Genomic DNA, 17,974 nt, shown 5'->3' on the forward strand with positions numbered 1-17,974 from the left:
AGACGACACGCTCAGTCACGAGGTTGACCGATTTTGATCGGAAACTCCCCGTGACCGGTTGATGACTGATCTGCTCACCCAGGTAGACCACCAAGAAACCTGATGGAGTGGACATGAGAAGAACGTTCGTCGCCAGAACCGCCGCCTGCGCGCTGCTGGCTCTCGGCCTGACCACAGCACCGGCGCTGACCGCGAACGCGGCACCGGGCCACGCGGTGAAAGTGGCGGCCAACGCCGCCGACCCTGACATCTTTCACGCCGCCGGCAAGTACTACATCTACTCGACCGGTGGCGGCTACCCGGTGCGTTCCTCGACCTCGCCGACCGGCCCGTACACGGCGACCAACAAGACGATGACGACCATGCCGGGCTGGGTGATCGACGACCCCAGCAAGCAGAATCCCTGGGCGCCGCACGTGTTCCAGACCAGCAAAGACGGCGCGCCGCTCTACGTCATGTACTTCACCGCCAAGCGCGGCAGCGGCTGGGACGCGAACTGCGTCGGCACCGCCGTCTCCCGCCAGCCCGATCGTGGATTCGTCGCCACCGGCGGCCCGGTGTGTGAGGCGCAGAGCCAGGAGGCGATCGACGCCACCGACTTCCAGGACGGCTCCGGACAGCGCTGGCTCGTGTACAAGACCCACTCAGGCGGCACCTACCGCATCCGCGCCGTCAAGGTCGACGCCGCGGGTCTCAACCCCGGTACCGACCGCCGCACCGTGGTCTCCAACGACGGTGAGATGGAGGCACCCAGCTTCGTCTTCCACGGTGGAACGCTGTGGATGTTCGCCTCCACCGCCGCAGCTGGCAAGCACTACGACGACTGCAGCTACTCCACTACCGTGTGGAAGGCGCCATCCTTCGCCAGCACCTTCACGCGCGGGCGCACCGTCATCTCGCAGGACCTGCACGGCCTGTGTGGGCCCGGTGGCGCCACCATCATCAACGACGGAGGCGTCTACCGCATCGCCTTCCACTCCTGGCCCAACCCCAGCAACAGGACCGGCGACCGCGCGGGCTGGGTCGGCGAGATCCGCTGGACCGCGGACAACGTCCCGTTCCTGTACTAGCTAGCAGGGCCGAACACGGTGTGGGCCCCGAGCAACTGCTCCGGGTCCACACCGGGCCGGTCGACCTCGACAACGCCGTCTCGGCTCCGAGTTGCACGAGGTGGAGCAGCGCCCCACCGACAGCTGGTCAGAGGGACGAGCGGAGGTTCCAGAGAAGCGGGTAGTAGCGGAGGTCCAGGCGACTGCGGAGGTAGCCGGCGCCGGAGGAGCCACCAGTACCGGGCTTGGTGCCGATCATCCGCTCGACCATCACCACGTGCCGTGCGCGCCAGGCGGCGGCCAGTTCGTCGTGCTGGACCAGGCCCTCGGCCAGTTCCCAGATCTCGCCGTAGCTGCTGCGGTCGCCGGCCACCGTCTGCAGCGCCTTGCGCAGGTCGTCCTCGTCGGTGGTCGAGAAGCCGGCCGCCTCGAGGACCACGAGGAAGGCGTCCCACAGCGTCGGCTCGGCGAGGCGACGCTCCAGCCGGTCCTTCTCTGCCGCGCTCAGCCCGCGGAAGCGCTTCACGAACGACGGATCCTTCGCCGCCGAGAGGAACTCGATCTCCCGGAACTGCACGGACTGGAACCCGCTGGCCGGCGACAACCGGTGCCGGAACTCGCCGAAGTCCTGCGGCGTCATCGTCTCCAGGATGTCGACCTGCTGGGTCAGCGTGCGCTCGATCGTGTGCACCCGCCGGAGCAGGTGCTGCGCTCGCCAGAGCTGCCCGGCCAGCATCGCGTCCCGCGACGCCGTCATCTCGTGCAGCACCTGCTTGAACCACAGCTCGTAGACCTGGTGGATCGTGATGAACAGCAACTCGTCATGGGCCGGCGGGTCCGACTCCAGCCGCTGCTGGTCGAGCAGCTCCCCCAGCCGCAGGTAGCTGCCGTAGGTGAGCCGGCCACCTTCCTCACCGAAGTGGACGTCCACCCCGTCCCACCGGCCTGTCACCGCTTCACCGCTGGGCTGAACCCCGCTCGTCTCACTCACGCGCCGAGGATAACCGCGATCACGCTCGGTGACATCGGTCACCCGAACGCGTCAACTCGTACGGATCTCTCCGCCGCGCTGGTTCGAGAGGTCGGCAGGGACCGCGTCCAGCCAGATCTTCTTCACCGACGGATCACCGGTCAGCCGCGACCAGGCGGCGGCCGGGGCGGTGACAGTCAGCGCTTCGCCGTTGATCGACGTGTAGAGATGCTCGACCCGCACACCGCCTGCAGAGAGCGGCCTGCGGCGATCGCGGTAGGTGACGATGATCGCGAGCCCCGCTGAGTTCTGCCACTGGTACTCCGGGCGGCTGAGCAGCGCGACGTCGAACAGTCGCCGGTCGACCAGCCCGCGGGAGATCGGATCAGCAGCATCAGCCGGTACGACGTACAGGTGGTCGCCTGTCTGCTGCAGCGTCAGGGAGATGCGTTCGCGGCCGGTGGCAGGGTGGATGGCCACTACTGAGCCGGCAGCGTCGATCGCCACCTGGTCGCCGGTGATCAGACTGACCCAGTTCAAGGCCGACCCTGCAGCGGCTGCCTGAGAGTGATCGCGCAGGGCAACCGCCACCGACGGGCCGAGCAGGCTCACCGCGAGGGCGACGACCACGCCGATGAGCGTCGAGCGACGAGCGGGCAACGTTCGACCTTCCTGTCCTGACCGGTCCGGAGATCCTGTCGCACACCGTATGAAGACGATGTCAGGGACTTGTCAGGAAGCGGTCGCGATGTCGTCCGTCGGGCGGGCGGTGTGACCACGGGCCATGTCGCTCGTTGGGTTCTCGGTGAGGAGCTAGTGCCGATCTGAGGAGTGGGCGACATCGAAGTCTTGGCCAACCGCAGGACCAGTTCGTCCGTGGCCGAAACCCCGCCCGTCACTCCGGCCGACGCCGAAGCGGCACTGCTGGAGAACTATCCGGCCTTCGTCCGGCTCGCGTACCTGATCCTGCCCGCCTCTCTCGGCCGGCACCGGCGCATCCTCACCGCGCACGGCGTGGTTCAGCGCGCTCTGCCCGACCGCCGCCGGCTCGAGCGGCAGCTGCCCGGCGAGACCGACGTCGCCGACTTCCTGCGCCGCCGCGTCGTCCAGGGCGCCATCAAGCAAGCAAACTCCCGTACGCCGCTCCGCCTGCTCCCGCAGATCTGGGGCCTTCGCCTGTTCCCGCAGTCGGGTGCCGCGGACGACATCACCCTCGACCAGGCACTGAGCAGCATCACCCCCGAGGCCCGTGCCGCCTGGGCACTGGTGGAGGCCGAGCGACTCTCCGTCGACGAGGCCGAACTGCAGCTGCGAGCCATGGGCATCCAGCACGCTCAAGCCGCAGTCAACGAGGCATGCCTGCTCGACGAAGGCACCGCCGGTGGACCAGGCGGCCCGCTGGACGCCGCAGTGTTCGACCCCTGCGACGTGCGCCTGGCACCAACCGACCTGGTACGCCGCAAGGCCCGCGGCCGCGCAGTAGTCATCGCTGTGACAGCACTCGTCGCCATGGCGATCCTGTTCTCGCTACTCGCCACTGGCGACACCGATGAACCAGCCGCCGCCACCCAGCAGACAGAGAACCGCCTGGTCCTCGCCTCGAAGCTGACAGCAGACGAACTAACCCGTACTGCGGCCACACGCTGGCAGGACACCGCCCGAGTCGACTTCACCGCCTGGGCACCTCGCGGCGATCTCCTGGCAGACAAGGCGCTCCTGACCACCGCACTCCGCACCTGGTCCACCGGCAACGGAGTCACCGCAGTAGCCGGTACGCCGATCGCCCCGCCCAACCAGGCCCCACAACTCCTGTACGCCGGCACGGTCGACAGCAAGCCCGTAGTCCTCCTGTACGACGGCCAGCGTCTCGCCCGCTACACCGACGGCGGCGGACTCGTCGTAGCCCGCGCCGACAACGCAGACGTGACAACTGCCGCAGCAGTAGCCATCAGCGAGTCGGCCAAAGGCGTCCGCTTCCTCACAGCTCCCTGGATCGCCAGCGCGACCCTGCGCGACCTGGTGAAGCCCAACAAGCCGTCGACCAGCCTCGCCCGCGTAGACGGCATCACTGGCGCGGTTGCCCCGCCCACCTGTTCCTCCTGGCCCACACTGCAGCTCCGGTCGGCCCCCACGGTCGCAGAGAAGCACGCCTTCCTGCTGACCCACCTGGGCGGCCTCAGCCCGGTCCACCTGACCTACATGCCCGCGCCGTCCAGCGGCACCGCACGTGCTCCTCGCGAAGCGACCAGCAGTGCTGCACTGCTGACCTGGGCCCAGACCGCCTGCAGCCTGCAAACCCTGCAGAGCCAGGGCATCCGGTCCGCCAACAACTGGATCTTCGCCGAGCAGCCCCTGCCCGGTGGCGGCCGCGGTAGCTGGGTCTGCACCCGTTCGGACACCTGGGAAGGCAACGGCTGGGCCAGTGCGCACCTACTGGCGCCTGGAGCGGCACCGGCGGCGGCAGGCAAGGCCGTCAACACAGCCGCCTGCAGCCGCTTCGACCAGAACGTCCTCGCCTCCACCTACTGGAAGGCGCCGGCCGGCGGCTCCTATCTGCTGGCCGCCGGCAGCCGCCGGGTGGACCGAATCACCGTCAACGGCCAAGCCCACAAGGGCAACCTGCTCGCCCAGCCGTCCACCGGCGGCCGAGCCACCCTCACGGGCCACCTGACCACCGGCGTCACCCTCACCGCTCTCAACAAGTAAGGCGAGCAGCGGCCCAGTCCGCGTGATCGAGTCCGTTGCCGTCGCCGGCATCCGTGACAGCCAACTGAACCTGCGCCTGACCGGAGAGATCAGCCGTCAGAGCAACACCGCTGCCACCACCAGTCAGTCGCGGAGTCGTAGCCAGTACTGCGCCGCCCGCCCGCACCTCGAACGTGACGCTGCCAGAGCCACCGACCTCGGCATCAAGCCCAACCGTGGCGTCGAAGCGAGTACACCCGGCCGGAACATCCAGCGTGATCAGCGAGTTGGCATGCGCGCCGAAACCCTTCGCATAGGTGATTGTCCCCAACACCAGCGGTCCACCATCCCCACCCGCATCCTCACCATTGCTGGCATCACGCTCGACCGGCCCCCACCCATTGGTTGGCGCGCCGGCAAAGGGAAGATCGCTCGCCCAGCGTTGCCCGGGCGCCAACGGCAGTGACACGGCTGCCGTCGACGTGATCGGCAAACCTCCGTCATAGGTCGTCGTGGCAACAAACTGATAGTCACCGAAGCCGGCCGAAACCGGCGGAGTCACGGCGAAGTCAGCCGTCTTGGTCTGCCCAGCGACAATGTCGCCCACCGACCTCGTGACCGGCGCGACTGTCCAACCACTCGGCGCCGCAAGCTTCACCACCGTGCCACGCACCGGCTCGGCGCACTCACCGGTCACGGTCACCTGCACGGTCTGCGCCACCCCTTGCTTCGCCTCGCCCTGCGGCTTCACCGCAACCGTCGGATCGCAAGCCGCCGGCCCAGTCACCACCGGTGCACCCGTCACGGCCTCGGCCGCCGACAGCGGCCGCAGCGTCACGGCGTACGAGCGTGGCTGCGTGGGATCGATCCGGTACGGCGCCTGCACACTGTTCGGCGTCTCGCCCATCCCCGTCTCGGCATCCCCGACATGCAAGGTCACCCAGCCAGGGTTGCGGACGAACTGCTTCTGGAACTCGTACTCCGCCCGGTCAAGCCGGTCGTACGGCGTCACGCTGACATCCACCGAGTCTCCCTTGGCGGCCGCCACGAGCACGCCGTCGCGGCTGTCGGTGAGACTTGTCCAGCGCGTGTCGGTGTGGTTGCCGTAGGCCTGCGGTCGCGAGTACCGCACGTACTGCTCGTCCACGCTGCTGCGATAGACGCCGACCCGAGTGCCCGAGGCGCGGTCGTTGTAGCTCTCCTCGGGACCGCGACCGTAGTACGCGAACTTGCTCAGGGTCTCGGGAACCTGCAGCGAGAAGCCGACCCGCGGCAGGTACGGCAGATTGGTCAGCTTGCTACCGCGCGGCGTCACCTGGTGGGCCAGCGTGATCGCGCCGGCGGCATCGACCGTGTAGGTCATCGTCTGGTCGAACGACAACTCCGCCGCATGTCCCGGCGCAGCCGAGACACTGGGCACGGTCACCTCGACCCGGCCGTCGGACAGTGACTTCACTCCGACGACACCTGTCGTCGACTGGAGTCGATCCAGTCCGAGCTCGTTCCAGACCTGGCGGTCGGCGGTGCCCCAGTCATAGGTCTCGTTCGAGGTCGGGGGTCGCCAGACGTCGAGCTCCGGACCGCGCTTCAGCAATTCCTTGCCTCGCGCAACCAATGAGGTCAGCTTCCCGGCGACGAAGGTGTAACTGAAGTCCTGACCGGAGACGACGGTCCGGGAACCGTGGGTCACCACGGTCGGCTGACCCACGGCAGGTCGGGCACCGACTCCGGCCACCACCGTGCCGCCGATCCGGAACTGGTCCCGCTGCACCAGCGCATCACCACTCACGGCGTCCAGATCGAGGAACCGTTCGAGTGAGCGCGGGTTGTCGGCAGCCACCGGCAACTCCACCGTCCGCGAACTGTCCGGCGGCAACGTCACCGGCAGCGTGCCTTGCTTGACCACCTCACCGGCCTGCCGCACCGCCCAGCGAAGATCGAAGGTGAGCGGCGCGAACTGCTGCTCGTTCCGCAGCGTCACCACCCCCGGCGCCGTCGACGAGAACCGCAGCGGCGACTGCGACCACGCCATCTCCACCGTCTCCGGCTGCAGGTAGCGGTCGGTCCCGATCAGACCGTCCGTGCCGGACAAGCTGATCCCGAGACTCTGGAACCTCCCCGCGTTGACCGTCTTCTCGAAGTCCAGCGCGAGCACCGCGTCTTGCGGGAAGTCACCGCCACCCGCGATCTCCGCCCCACTGAGCGCCCGCCGCAGAATCCGGATCTGGTCAAACGTCCCGTGAGCCAGCCGAGTGCTGGTCTGATCCTGCTGGGTCTGCGCGTTGCGCCCGACGTTCACCTCCCAGATCCCCGGTTCGATCGTGCCGGTGGCCGGCGTCGAGGCGACTGGTGCGCCGTCGACGTACAGGGTCAGCGCGGCGCCGTCGTACGTGCCGGTGACGCGGTGCCAACTCCCGAGCCAGCCGGAAGGGGTTGGGGCGGTGACTACCTTCTCCCGACCATTCAGGGTGACGCGGAACTCCAGGGTCTTCTCCCCGGGCTGTTGCAACGCGTACTGCTGACCCTTGGTCAAGATCGGCATCGAGCCGGTCCAGCTGGCCGGCTTGACCCATGCGTCAAGGGTCAGTTCGCGGCCTACGTCAAGCGCCGGAGCACGGAAGACGTTGACGAAGTCGTCCAGGCTGGACAGCTCGACGCCGTTGCCCTGATGGCCTGGCACCACCGCCGGCTTGCCGACGAAGAACGCCTGCACCTTGCCCGGCGACGAGTCCGGCGTGGTGATCAGCGGCTGTTCGAGGTTCTGCTCGGCCCAGTCCCAGATGAAGCCGCCCTGCATCGACGGGTACTTGCGGGCCAGCGCCCAGAACTGGTCGAAGTTGCCGAGACCGTTGCCCATGGCATGGGCATACTCGCCCATCACGATCGGCTTGCTGAACGTCTTCGCCTTGTTCTCCAGCGAGGCCGGCGTCGGGTAGCGCGGGCCGGCGACATCGGCGAACGGCGCATCGCCGTCCGGCGAGTTGGACTGGTGGTAGAGCAGCCGGGTCGGCTCGTTGCGATCGGCCCACTCAGCCATCGCGTAGTGCGCGGTACCGAGGCCCGCCTCGTTGCCGGTGTCCCAGAACACGACGCTCGGGTGGTTCTTGTCCCGCTCGACCATCGCGACGAACCGATCGTGGTACGCCGCCTGCCACTCGGGCTTGCTGGCCAGGCACTCCGACGGGCAGGACTCGTGCGCGTGCGTCTCGATGTCGACCTCGTCGTCGATCAGCAGACCGTACTTGTCGGCCAGCTCGTACCAGTACGGGTCGCTCTCGTAGTGCGAGGTGCGCACCGCGTTGACGTGCAGCTGCTTCATCAGCCGGACGTCCTTCTCCATCGCCTCGCGCGTCACGTGCCGGCCGGTCTTCGGATCCGTCTCGGCCCGGTTCACGCCTCGAAACAAGATCCGTTTGCCGTTCAGCAGGACCTGCTTGTCCTTGACCTCGATCTCCCGGAAGCCGACCCGCTGACTGGTCCGGTGCACGACCTGGCCGGCCGGATCCGTCAGGGTGAGAACCAAGCTGTAGAGCGTCGGCGTCTCGTCGGACCACTTCGCAGGGTTCTGCACGACACCAGTCAGCTTCGGGCCGCCGCTCAAGGTGGAGGCGACCTTCCCGCTCGGGTCGCGCAGGGTCGCGGTCAGCACAGAGCCCGGCGCGGCGCCGGCCAGCTCGGCGTCGACGGAGAGCGTTGCGTCGCGGTATGAGGCGTCCAGATCCGTGGTGACGTAGGCATCCTGGATCCGCGCCGACGGAACGGAGTACGAGTAGACGTCGCGGAAGATCCCGGCGTACCGCCACTGGTCGTAGTCCTCGAGATACGACCCCGATCCCCAGCGGTGGACCTGGACCGCGACGAGGTTGCGGCCAGGCTTGGCGACGTCGGTGATGTCGAACTCGGCCGGGCTGTAACCGCCCTGGTCGTAGCCGACGTACTTACCGTTGACCCAGACGAAGTAGCCGCTCGTCACACCTTCGAACCGCAGCAGTTGCCTGCGCCCGGTCTCGCCCGTGGGGACGGTGAAGGTCTTCAGGTAGGCGCCGGTCGGGTTCACGTCCCGCGGCACCGCGGGCGGCACGTCCGGCCAGACCTCCTCCGGGATGTTCCGGAACATCGGGTGATCGAGGAAGTCGCTCTGCCAGGTGTGCGGCACGTTCACCGTCGACCAGCTCGAGTCGTCGTACCCCGGCGCCTGATAGCCGGCTGGCACGTCACCCGGCTTGTCCACGAGCTTGAACTTCCAGGAGCCGTCCAGCGATCGCACGTACGGCGACCCCTCACCCCGTACTGCGGACGCCTCGTCGGCGTACGGCCAGAGCCGGCTGTGCGGCGCGACCTGGCCTTCGGCGACCTTGCCGGGATCCTCCAGATAGGTGTGCACATCGGCAGGGCCGTCGGCGGGGCCGGCAAAGCCCGGCACCGCGACGAGCACTCCCGACAGAACAACCAGCGCAGCGAACCAGTTCAGGCGACGGGCGGACATCGCACTCCTCAGAATCGAACAAGATCACACAGTGTTCATCCTCGGTGCACGCTAGGTGGCCCGGTGAGACGGGGTCAAGACCCGGACTGTCCGACGTTTTCCCACAGCTTCGATCACCTGCAGTATTGACGGCCTCACACAGCGCGCTCTACTTTCACTGAAAGCGCTCTCATCCCTCCGCCCCAGGGAGAACACCATGATCGTTGGAATCGTTTCCGCTGTCGCCCTGACAGCGATGTCTATTCCGGCCGGCGCTCCACCCCCGGCCCCCGCATCCACTCCGGCGGTGACGACAGCGGTCCAGGCGACCATCTGCAACAAGTACTGCGACTCCCGCGATCCGGCGCTCTCCCCGGCCGACCGGTCCCCCGTCACGGCGGGGATCTTCGGCCGCACGATCCGCCTGCACTTCGACGACACGGACGCGATGGGCTGGGCCTCGATCGAGAACGGCAATCCTGGTGACGAGGTCTGGCTGGACCGCTCGATGGACGGCGGCCGCAGCTGGGCCGGTGGCAGCCGGCTCGGCAACACCGTGACGCCGGCCGGCCAGTCCGGCTGGCGCAGCCAGATGTTCAACGTCGACGACTGGAACAACCAGGGCGTCGGCGCGCTGCGGGCCTGCGGCAAGGCCGGCGACCGCGGCGACATCGCCTGTACTCCGTGGGCGCGCACCACCTGGAACGCGTGGGACCGGCGGACCGCCGCGGCGACCGCGCAGATGCAGTTCTACAACCGGTCGACCGGGATGTTCGACACCACCGGCTGGTGGAACGCCGCCAATGCGCTCACCGCGATCATCGACAACGCCCGGGTGTCGGGGATGAACAGCTACCGCTACGCGATCGGGCGCACCTACGACCTGAACCTCAACGCCCAGCAGGGTCAGTTCCGCAACGACTACATCGACGACACCGGCTGGTGGGGTCTCGCGTGGATCGCTGCCTACGACCTGACCGGCGAGGCGCGGTACCTGCAGACGGCCCGGATCGACGCCGACCACATGGCAGCGCACTGGGACAACACCTGCGGCGGTGGGGTCTGGTGGAGCCAGGCGAAGACGTACAAGAACGCGATCACCAACTCGCTCTACATCCAGCTCAGCGCTGCTCTGCACAACCGGATCGCGGGCGACACGACGTACCTGCAAAGGGCGCAGAGCGGCTGGACCTGGTTCCAGCAGACCGGGATGATCAACAGCTCGAACCTGGTCAACGACGGGATCAGCCTCTCCACCTGCAAGAACAACGGCGATGTTGCCTGGAGCTACAACCAGGGAGTGTTGCTCGGGGCACTGACCGAGTTGTCCAAGGCAAGCGGTAACACCAGTTATCTGACCAGGGCGCGGCAGATCGCCAACGCCGCGACCACCTCGTCGGCGCTCAACACCGCCGACGGCATCCTGCGCGAGCCGTGTGAGGGCAGCAGCGACTGCGGCGGCGACGGGCAGTCCTTCAAGGGCGCGCATGTGCGCGGGCTCGGCAAGCTGAACGCGGCGCTCTCCGACCATCCCTATACGACGTACCTGCGCAAGCAGGCCGACCGGGCTTATGCCTCCGACAGGACTCCGATGGATCAGTACGGTTTGCGGTGGTACGGCCCGGTCGACGCTCTCAGCGCGGCCCGGCAGCACAGTGCCCTCGACCTGATGAATGCAGCCTCGTGAAGCGCCGGCTCGCAACACCGCTGGCTCTGGCGGCTGCACTGATAGCTGGTCTGCTGTCACCTGTACTGACTACGGCCCCCGCCCAAGCAGTACCTTCCAAACCAACTCTTCGCATTCTGCCGTTGGGTGACTCGATCACCGCCGGCGTCGGCAGCGCGACCTCGTCGTCGTACCGGCGGCCGCTGGCCACCTTGATCGGCGGACAATCTCGCTACGACGCGAACTTCGTCGGCTCGCAAGCCTCCGGCAGCTTGCCCGACCTGGCGAACGAAGGACACAGCGGCTGGATCATCGACCAAGTGCGCGCCCAGATTGACGGCTGGATGGCCGGCGCCAAGCCGGACGTCGTCACGCTGCATCTCGGCATCAACGACCTCAACCGCAACGTCGACGTGCCGAACGCTCCGGCACGCTTCAAGGCGCTGGTCGACCGGATCATGGTCGACAAGCCCGGTGTGACAGTGATCGTGATCGGCCTGATCCCGACCACCTCCGGTGCGCAGGCGAAGGTCGCCACCTTCAACGCCGCGATCAAAGCAACAGTGACCGGCCCGAAGATCCGGCATGTCGACTCCCCCGCACTGACCGCCGCGGAGCTGCCCGACGGACTGCACCCCAACGACGCCGGCTACCAGCGGATGGCGAACGTCATCTACCCGGCGCTCGACCGCGCGTACTCCGACGGCGTGATCGCCGCGAAGCCCGCGCTCAACGCAGGCAACGAGGCAGGCGGCTCCGGCAAGGTGCGCTGGGCCGACTTCGACGGCGACGGCAAGCTCGACTACCTCACGGTCGCGAGCAACGGCGCAGTACAGGCGTTTCTCAACCGCGGTGGCGACGGCCGTGGTGGTTGGTCGGCGCTGGGTCAGGTCGCAACCGGTACGACGACTGACGCGACCCGGGTGCGGTTCGCCGACTTCGACGGTGACAGCCGGGCCGACTACCTGGTGATCAACCCCAACGGGTCGGTCTCGGCCTGGCTCAACCGCGGCGGAGACGGGCGGGGCGGCTGGTCGGCTGCGGGACAGGTCGCTTCAGGTGTCACCACTGATCACAACTCCGTGCGCTTCGCGGACTTCGACGGCGACGGCAAGACCGACTACCTGACGATCGCGGCGAGCGGCGCTGTCTCGGCCTGGCTCAACCGGGGCGTCAACAACTGGTCATCGCTCGGGCAGGTGGCGACCGGGACGACGACCGATCGGACCAAGGTGCGGTTCGCTGACCTGGACGGTGACACTCGCGCCGACTACAGCGCGATCGCCGCGGACGGATCCGTGCAGGGGGTGCTGAATCGCGGCGGTGACGGACGCGGTGGATGGCTCGGGCTGGGCAAGATCGCGACCGGGCTGACCACGACTGCCGACCGGGTGAGCTTCAGCGACTTCACCGGTGACGGGAACGCCGACTACATCCTCGGCGACCCGGCGACCAACGCGGCGACCGTCTACGCGTGGGCAGGCGGTGACGGTCACGGCAGCTGGACCAACCTCGGCAAGGTGACCGGCGGAGTGGCGGTGCCACAGGCAAACGGCGGCGCCGGAGCGAGCGCAGTACCGGCGGCTGACCTTGCCCCGAAACCACCTCGGCTGCCGACGCCTTGGTCGAACCAGGTGTCGACCAGCAACCCACTGCCGGAGTACCCGCGACCGCAGTTGACCCGCACACAATGGCAAAGCCTCAACGGCACCTGGCAGTTCGCGCCGACCGCCAACCTCAACACCCCGCCGATCGGCACCAACCTGGCTGAGGAGGTGCTGGTCCCCTACCCGATCGAGTCGGCGCTGTCCGGCATCGAGCGGCACGAGAACCGGATGTACTACCGCCGGACCTTCACCGTGCCCGCAGGATGGTCCGGCCAGCAGGTGCAGCTCAACTTCGGCGCCGTCATGTGGCAGTCCAAGGTCTGGGTCAACGGCACCCTGCTCGGCACCCACGAAGGCGGCTACGACGCGTTCTCTTACAACGTCACCTCGGCGCTGCGCGCAGGCTCCAACGAGATCATCGTTGGCGTCTGGAACCCGGTCGACACCGAGGACATCCCGCTCGGCAAGCAACGCCTCAACCGCGGCGGCATCTGGTACACCCCGACCTCGGGCATCTGGCAGACCGTCTGGCTCGAGCCGACCAACGCCGCCAAGATCACCCGTCTCGACACCACTCCGAACGTCGCAGCGAGCGCCCTCGACCTGACCGTCCAGGGCACCGCCGACCAGGCCGTGACCGCGCAGGTCCTCTCCGGCGGCCAGGTGGTCGGCCAGGCAACCGGCACGGTCGGCACCCAGTTCCGCATCGCGGTCCCCAACGCCAGGCTGTGGTCGCCCGACGACCCGTTCCTGTACGACCTCAAGGTGACCCTCGGCAGCGGCGACGCCGTCGGCGGGTACTTCGGGATGCGGTCGGTCGGCAAGGCGATGCTCGGCGGGGTACTGCGCCCGACGCTGAACGGGAAGTTCGTCTTCCAGCTGGGCACCCTCGACCAGGGCTACTGGCCCGACGGACTGTCCACCGCCCCCACCGACGAGGCGCTGCGGTTCGATCTCGAACAGCAGAAGGCGCTCGGCTTCAACATGGTCCGCAAGCACATCAAGGTCGAGTCGGCGCGCTGGTTCTACCACGCCGACAAGCTCGGGCTGATGGTCTGGCAGGACATGCCGGCCCTGGTGGCCGGCCGGAACGCCTCGGCCACCGGCGAAGCGCGGTACGAGACCGAGCTGCGGCGGATGATCGAGAACCACAAGGGCATCACCTCGATCGTCCAGTGGGTGCCGTTCAACGAGGGCTGGGGTGAGTTCGACGCGGGCCGGATCGCCGACCTGGTGAAGAGCCTCGACCCGACCCGGCTGGTCAACCACAACTCCGGCTCGAACTGCTGCGACTCCGATCCCGACCCCGGTAACGGCGACGTGATCGACGACCACATGTACGTCGGGCCGGGCGTCGCCAGAGCTCCGTCCGCGACCCGGATCCTCGCCCTCGGCGAGTACGGCGGGCTCGGGCTGCACGTGACCGGTCACGAGTGGTCGACCGGCGACACCTTCGCCTACGAGATGCTGCCGACCCCGGAGGCGCTGACCAACCGGTACGTGCAGATCACCAGCCAGCTCTCGGACCTGATCACCGGCTCGGGGTTGTCGGCGAGTGTCTACACCGAGCCGACCGATGTCGAGGACGAGATCAACGGCTTCTTCACCTACGACCGGCAGGTCCGCAAGATGGACTTCGCCAAGGTCCGCGAGGTCAACCTCAAGGTGATCGCCGCGGCGAAGGGGACCGTGCTGCCGGTCGGCAAGCTCTCGTCGCTGAAGGTCACCACCACCGGGCTCCAGACCCGCTATCTCCGGCACGCGAACGGGGTTGCCGCGACCGAGGTCGTCAACGCCGCCAGCGCCAAGGGGCTCAAGCAGGACAGTGCGTTCTGGGTCCGCCCGGGGCTGGCAGATGCTGCCTGCTACTCGTTCGAGTCCCGCAACTTCCCCGGTCAGTATCTGCGGCACTTCAACTTCCGGATCCTGAAGGAAGCGAGCACCGGCGGCAGCTTCAACGCCGATGCGACCTTCTGCGCGCGAGAAGGACTCAGCGGCGGCGGTACGTCGCTGGAGTCGAAGAACCTGCCCGGGTACTACCTGCGGCATCGCAACTCGGAGGTCTGGCTCGACAGCGACACCGGCGGATCGTTCCGCGAGGACTCGACCTGGAACGTCGTACCGGCGTGGTGGCGCAGCGGCGCCGATCTGGCCGAGGGGCAGGTGCGCTCGTTCCGCGTCACCACCCCCGGCTACACCAACCGCTACCTGCGACACCTGGACGGCGCGGCCCGGACCGACGTGATCGACGCGGGATCACCCTTGCAGGCTCGGCAGGACGCGAGCTTCATCGTCCGGCCGGGGTTGGCGGAGAGCAGTTGCTATTCGCTGGAGTCCCGCAACTTCCCGGGGCAGTACCTGCGGCACCGCGGGTACCGGCTCTACAAGGACGCCAACGACGGCACGGCCACCTACAAGAACGACGCGACGTTCTGCGCGCAACCAGCGCGGGCGGGTGGCGCGGGCAACGTCTCGCTTCAGTCGTTCAACTATCCCACCCACTACGTCAGGCACGCCAACGAGGCTGTGTACATAGCTGTTGCCGGAGGCGCCAATCCGTGGGACGGCGCGGGGAGCTACGACGCCGATACCACCTGGGCCGACACGGCCGGACTGGGAGGCTGATGATGAGGATCCTGTTGGCTGCGGTACTGCTGGCGGTGTTGCTTCCGGCACCGGCCGCCGAGGCTTCTCAGACGAAACTCGAGGCAGCGCAAGTGTGTTCGGTCGCGTGCGACACGTTGGACCCGTCGCGGGCGCAGGAGGAGACCTTCCCGGTGGCGGAGAAGGTGCTCAACGGACGCCGGATCGTGTTGCACGTCTCCGACAAGGACGCGATGGGCTGGGCCAGTATCGACAACGGCAGCACCGGCAACGCGGTCTGGCTGGACCGGAGCTGGGACGGCGGCGCGACCTGGGACGGGTTGTTGGGCAAGGCAACAATCCCGTCGTCCTGGACCGGAACGCGGACGCTGATGTACAACCAGGCCGACCCGGCCGGCCACCGGCGCGGCCTGATCCGTGCCTGCGGTGACGCGAGCGGCGTGGTCTGCACCGACTGGGCTCACGTCAAGGTCTGCGACGCAGCCTGCGACGGCTCGGCCAGTCCGGTCGGAGACAGCCAGCCGGTACCGTCCACCACCTTGGCGAACCGCCGAATCGCCTTGCACGTGGACAATCGCGGGATGGCCTGGGCAACCATCGACACCGGCCGGGCGGGTGACGAGATCTGGCTCGACCGCTCCTGGAACGAAGGCGCCTCCTGGCCCGGCGGCTCCTCCCTCGGCCGGCTCAGCGTGCCGAGCGGAGCGACGTCGACCAAGACCGCGCTGTTCGCGACGAAGGACCCCAAGTCGAAGCTGTACGGCGGCGCAGTACGGGCCTGTGGTCGTGCGGTGGAAGGATCCAACGGAGCCTGTACTGCGTGGGCAAGGCCGGCGACCGACCGGGCAGCTGCCGCCGCTGACGCTTTGATGTACTCCTACCGCCCGGACACCGCCTGGTGGCTGTCGAGCTGGTGGAACTCAGCCGTGGCCGTGACCACGCTGATGGACTACCAGAAGCGAACCAACCGGACGGATCTGCGCTGGATCGTCGACCGGACCTTCACCGAGAACAAGGGCGTCTTCCCGGCCGGTGTGAAGAGCGGCGACGCACTGGAGGGCAACTTCATCAGCCGGGCGATCGACGACACCGAGTGGTGGGCGATCGCCTGGATCCAGGCGTACGACCTGACCGGGGACCGCAAGTACCTGGACATGGCCGTGACGATCGCCAACTACGTACACGGCTACTGGGACACCAGCACCTGCGGCGGCGGCGTCTGGTGGGATCGCGAACGCACCTACAAGAACGCGATCACCAACGGCCTGTACGTCCGGATGACCGCCGCGCTGCACAACCGGTTGCCCAGTGACACCGTTTGGTTGCAACGGGCAACAACTGGCTGGAACTGGTTCCAGGCCAGCGGCATGATCAACTCGGCCAAGCTGGTCAACGACGGCCTGACCAATGCCTGCGGCAACAACGGCCAGACCGTCTGGACCTACAACCAGGGTCTCGCGATCGGCGGCGCCCTCGAACTGTGGCGGGCCACCGGCAACGCGGCCCTGCTCACCTCGGCCCGGCAGCTCGCCGACGCCGCCATCGCTTCCTCGGCGCTGAGCCCGAACGGCATCCTGACCGAGACCTGCGACGTCGGCTCCGCGAGCTGCGACGACAACCAGAAACAGTTCAAGGGCATCTTCATGCGCTATCTGACGGACCTGGCCGACGCGACCGGCGCCGCGGCGTACCGGACCTTTGCGCCGCGCCAGTCCGACACGATCTGGCAGTCCGACCGCGACTCCCTCAACCGTCTCGGCCAACGCTGGACCGGCCAAGGCACGAACCCCCGCGACTGGCGCACCCAGGCCAGCGCACTCGGAGGCATCCTGGCCGCCACTCCTTGACCTCCGAGGACCGGATTCGGAAAAATCCTGTCGGATCTCGGATTTCGCTGGTAAGAAGATCCCATGCGCGTTCCGATCACCCCGGGCCTGTGATGACCCCGGCCGACCTGACTGAGCTGAAGGAAGCGACCTACCTGGCCCTGATCCGGCTGGGTAGCGCTTCCGTGGCCCAGCTCGCCGAACGGGTCGGACTGAACGTCCCCCAGGCACGGCGGGCTGTCGCCGCGCTGCAGCGGGACGGGTTCATCCACCGCACTCCGCCGCCGGAAGAACTGGTCGTCGCGGTACCGCCTGATCTGGCGGTCGAGCAGTTCGTCCGGCAGCAGGAGCAGGAGCTGATCCGGACTCGCGAGGCAGTGCAACGGCTGGCGGCCGAGGCCTACCGCAAGCCCAGCAACCGGCGTACCGAGGAGTTGATCGAGATCGTCTCGGGCCAGGCCGCGGTGGGCTGGGCCTTCGATCGGGTGCAACAGACCGCGCAGAAGGAGTTCCGCGGACTGGTCGCGCCGCCGTACGTCGCGTCGGCCGAGGTGAACCAGACGCAACTGGAGCGGCAGTCCGCGGGAGTGGCCTATCGGGTCGTCTACGACAGCACGGCGTTGGAGGATCCACTGCTGTCCGCGAGCACGGTCACCCATGTGCAGTCCGGGGAGCAGGCCCGAATCGCCGACGCTCTGCCGACCAAGCTCGCCGTCGCGGACCGGGAGCTGGCGTTGCTGCCGCTGGACTGGAACACCTCCGCCCACGACGCCGCCCTGCTGGTGCACCCGTCCAGCCTGCTGGACGCCCTGGTCGCGCTGTTCGAGACCGTCTGGATGCGTGCGACGCCGTTGTCGGTGACCGAGACGGACGGGCTGGAGAGCGAGGCGCCGATGTCCGCCGAGGACCGCTACCTGCTGTCGCTGCTGGTCGCCGGGCTCACCGACGACGCGGCCGGCGCGCGGCTCGGGATCAGCCGCCGGACCGTCGCGCGCCGGGTCCAGCAGCTGATGGAGCAGACCAACTCGCGCTCCCGCCTGCAGCTCGGCTGGCAGGCCCGCGAGCGCGGCTGGCTGTAAGCGTGTTGGTCGTGACCACTTCG

At 67.9% G+C, this 17,974-nt stretch carries 9 protein-coding genes; 6 read left to right on the forward strand and 3 right to left on the reverse strand.

Features of this window, described 5'->3' with window-relative positions; all coding sequences use genetic code 11:
- Window positions 1–113: 113 nt before the first annotated feature.
- On the forward strand, window positions 114–1,070 hold the full coding sequence (locus AB0P21_RS12015; RefSeq protein ID WP_363695918.1) for a family 43 glycosylhydrolase: 957 nt from the start codon (window positions 114–116) through the stop codon (window positions 1,068–1,070).
- Between the two features lie 127 nt (window positions 1,071–1,197).
- On the opposite strand, the gene AB0P21_RS12020 is transcribed toward AB0P21_RS12015, so the two are convergent.
- Window positions 1,198–2,040, reverse strand: coding sequence for a tryptophan 2,3-dioxygenase family protein (locus tag AB0P21_RS12020; protein WP_363695919.1), 843 nt, complete (start codon window positions 2,038–2,040; stop codon window positions 1,198–1,200).
- A 51-nt stretch (window positions 2,041–2,091) separates the two neighbouring features.
- A complete protein-coding gene (locus AB0P21_RS12025; RefSeq protein ID WP_363695920.1) occupies window positions 2,092–2,679 on the reverse strand; it encodes a hypothetical protein in 588 nt (195 codons plus the stop codon).
- A gap of 216 nt (window positions 2,680–2,895) precedes the next feature.
- Between AB0P21_RS12025 and AB0P21_RS12030 the strand changes: the two genes are divergently transcribed.
- Window positions 2,896–4,725, forward strand: coding sequence for a hypothetical protein (locus AB0P21_RS12030; RefSeq protein ID WP_363695921.1), 1,830 nt, complete (start codon window positions 2,896–2,898; stop codon window positions 4,723–4,725).
- Here the strand turns inward: AB0P21_RS12030 and AB0P21_RS12035 are convergent.
- Window positions 4,715–9,190 (reverse strand): glycoside hydrolase family 2 TIM barrel-domain containing protein, encoded by a 4,476-nt coding sequence (locus tag AB0P21_RS12035; protein WP_363695923.1) that lies wholly within the window; start codon window positions 9,188–9,190, stop codon window positions 4,715–4,717. The two genes, AB0P21_RS12030 and AB0P21_RS12035, sit on opposite strands and share 11 nt — an antisense overlap.
- A 286-nt stretch (window positions 9,191–9,476) precedes the next feature.
- On the opposite strand from AB0P21_RS12035, the gene AB0P21_RS12040 reads away from it, so the two are divergent.
- The 4 genes from AB0P21_RS12040 (at window position 9,477) to AB0P21_RS12055 (ending at window position 17,951) form a co-directional block, all read left to right on the forward strand.
- Window positions 9,477–10,856: a glycoside hydrolase family 76 protein gene (locus AB0P21_RS12040; RefSeq protein ID WP_363695924.1), complete on the forward strand. Its 1,380-nt coding sequence runs from the start codon at window positions 9,477–9,479 to the stop codon at window positions 10,854–10,856.
- A 122-nt stretch (window positions 10,857–10,978) separates the two neighbouring features.
- Complete coding sequence (locus AB0P21_RS12045) at window positions 10,979–15,067, forward strand: AbfB domain-containing protein (RefSeq protein ID WP_363695925.1); 4,089 nt, start codon at window positions 10,979–10,981, stop codon at window positions 15,065–15,067.
- The gene (locus AB0P21_RS12050; RefSeq protein ID WP_363695926.1) at window positions 15,067–16,893 is read left to right on the forward strand and encodes a glycoside hydrolase family 76 protein; all 1,827 of its coding nucleotides are present in this window, start codon (window positions 15,067–15,069) and stop codon (window positions 16,891–16,893) included. The genes AB0P21_RS12045 and AB0P21_RS12050 overlap by 1 nt, the downstream gene beginning before the upstream one ends.
- Window positions 16,894–16,985: 92 nt before the next feature.
- The gene (locus tag AB0P21_RS12055) at window positions 16,986–17,951 is read left to right on the forward strand and encodes a helix-turn-helix domain-containing protein (protein ID WP_363696487.1); all 966 of its coding nucleotides are present in this window, start codon (window positions 16,986–16,988) and stop codon (window positions 17,949–17,951) included.
- The last annotated feature ends 23 nt before the right edge of the window (window positions 17,952–17,974 follow it).

The organism is Kribbella sp. NPDC056861 (assembly GCF_040687575.1).
Taxonomy (GTDB): domain Bacteria; phylum Actinomycetota; class Actinomycetes; order Propionibacteriales; family Kribbellaceae; genus Kribbella.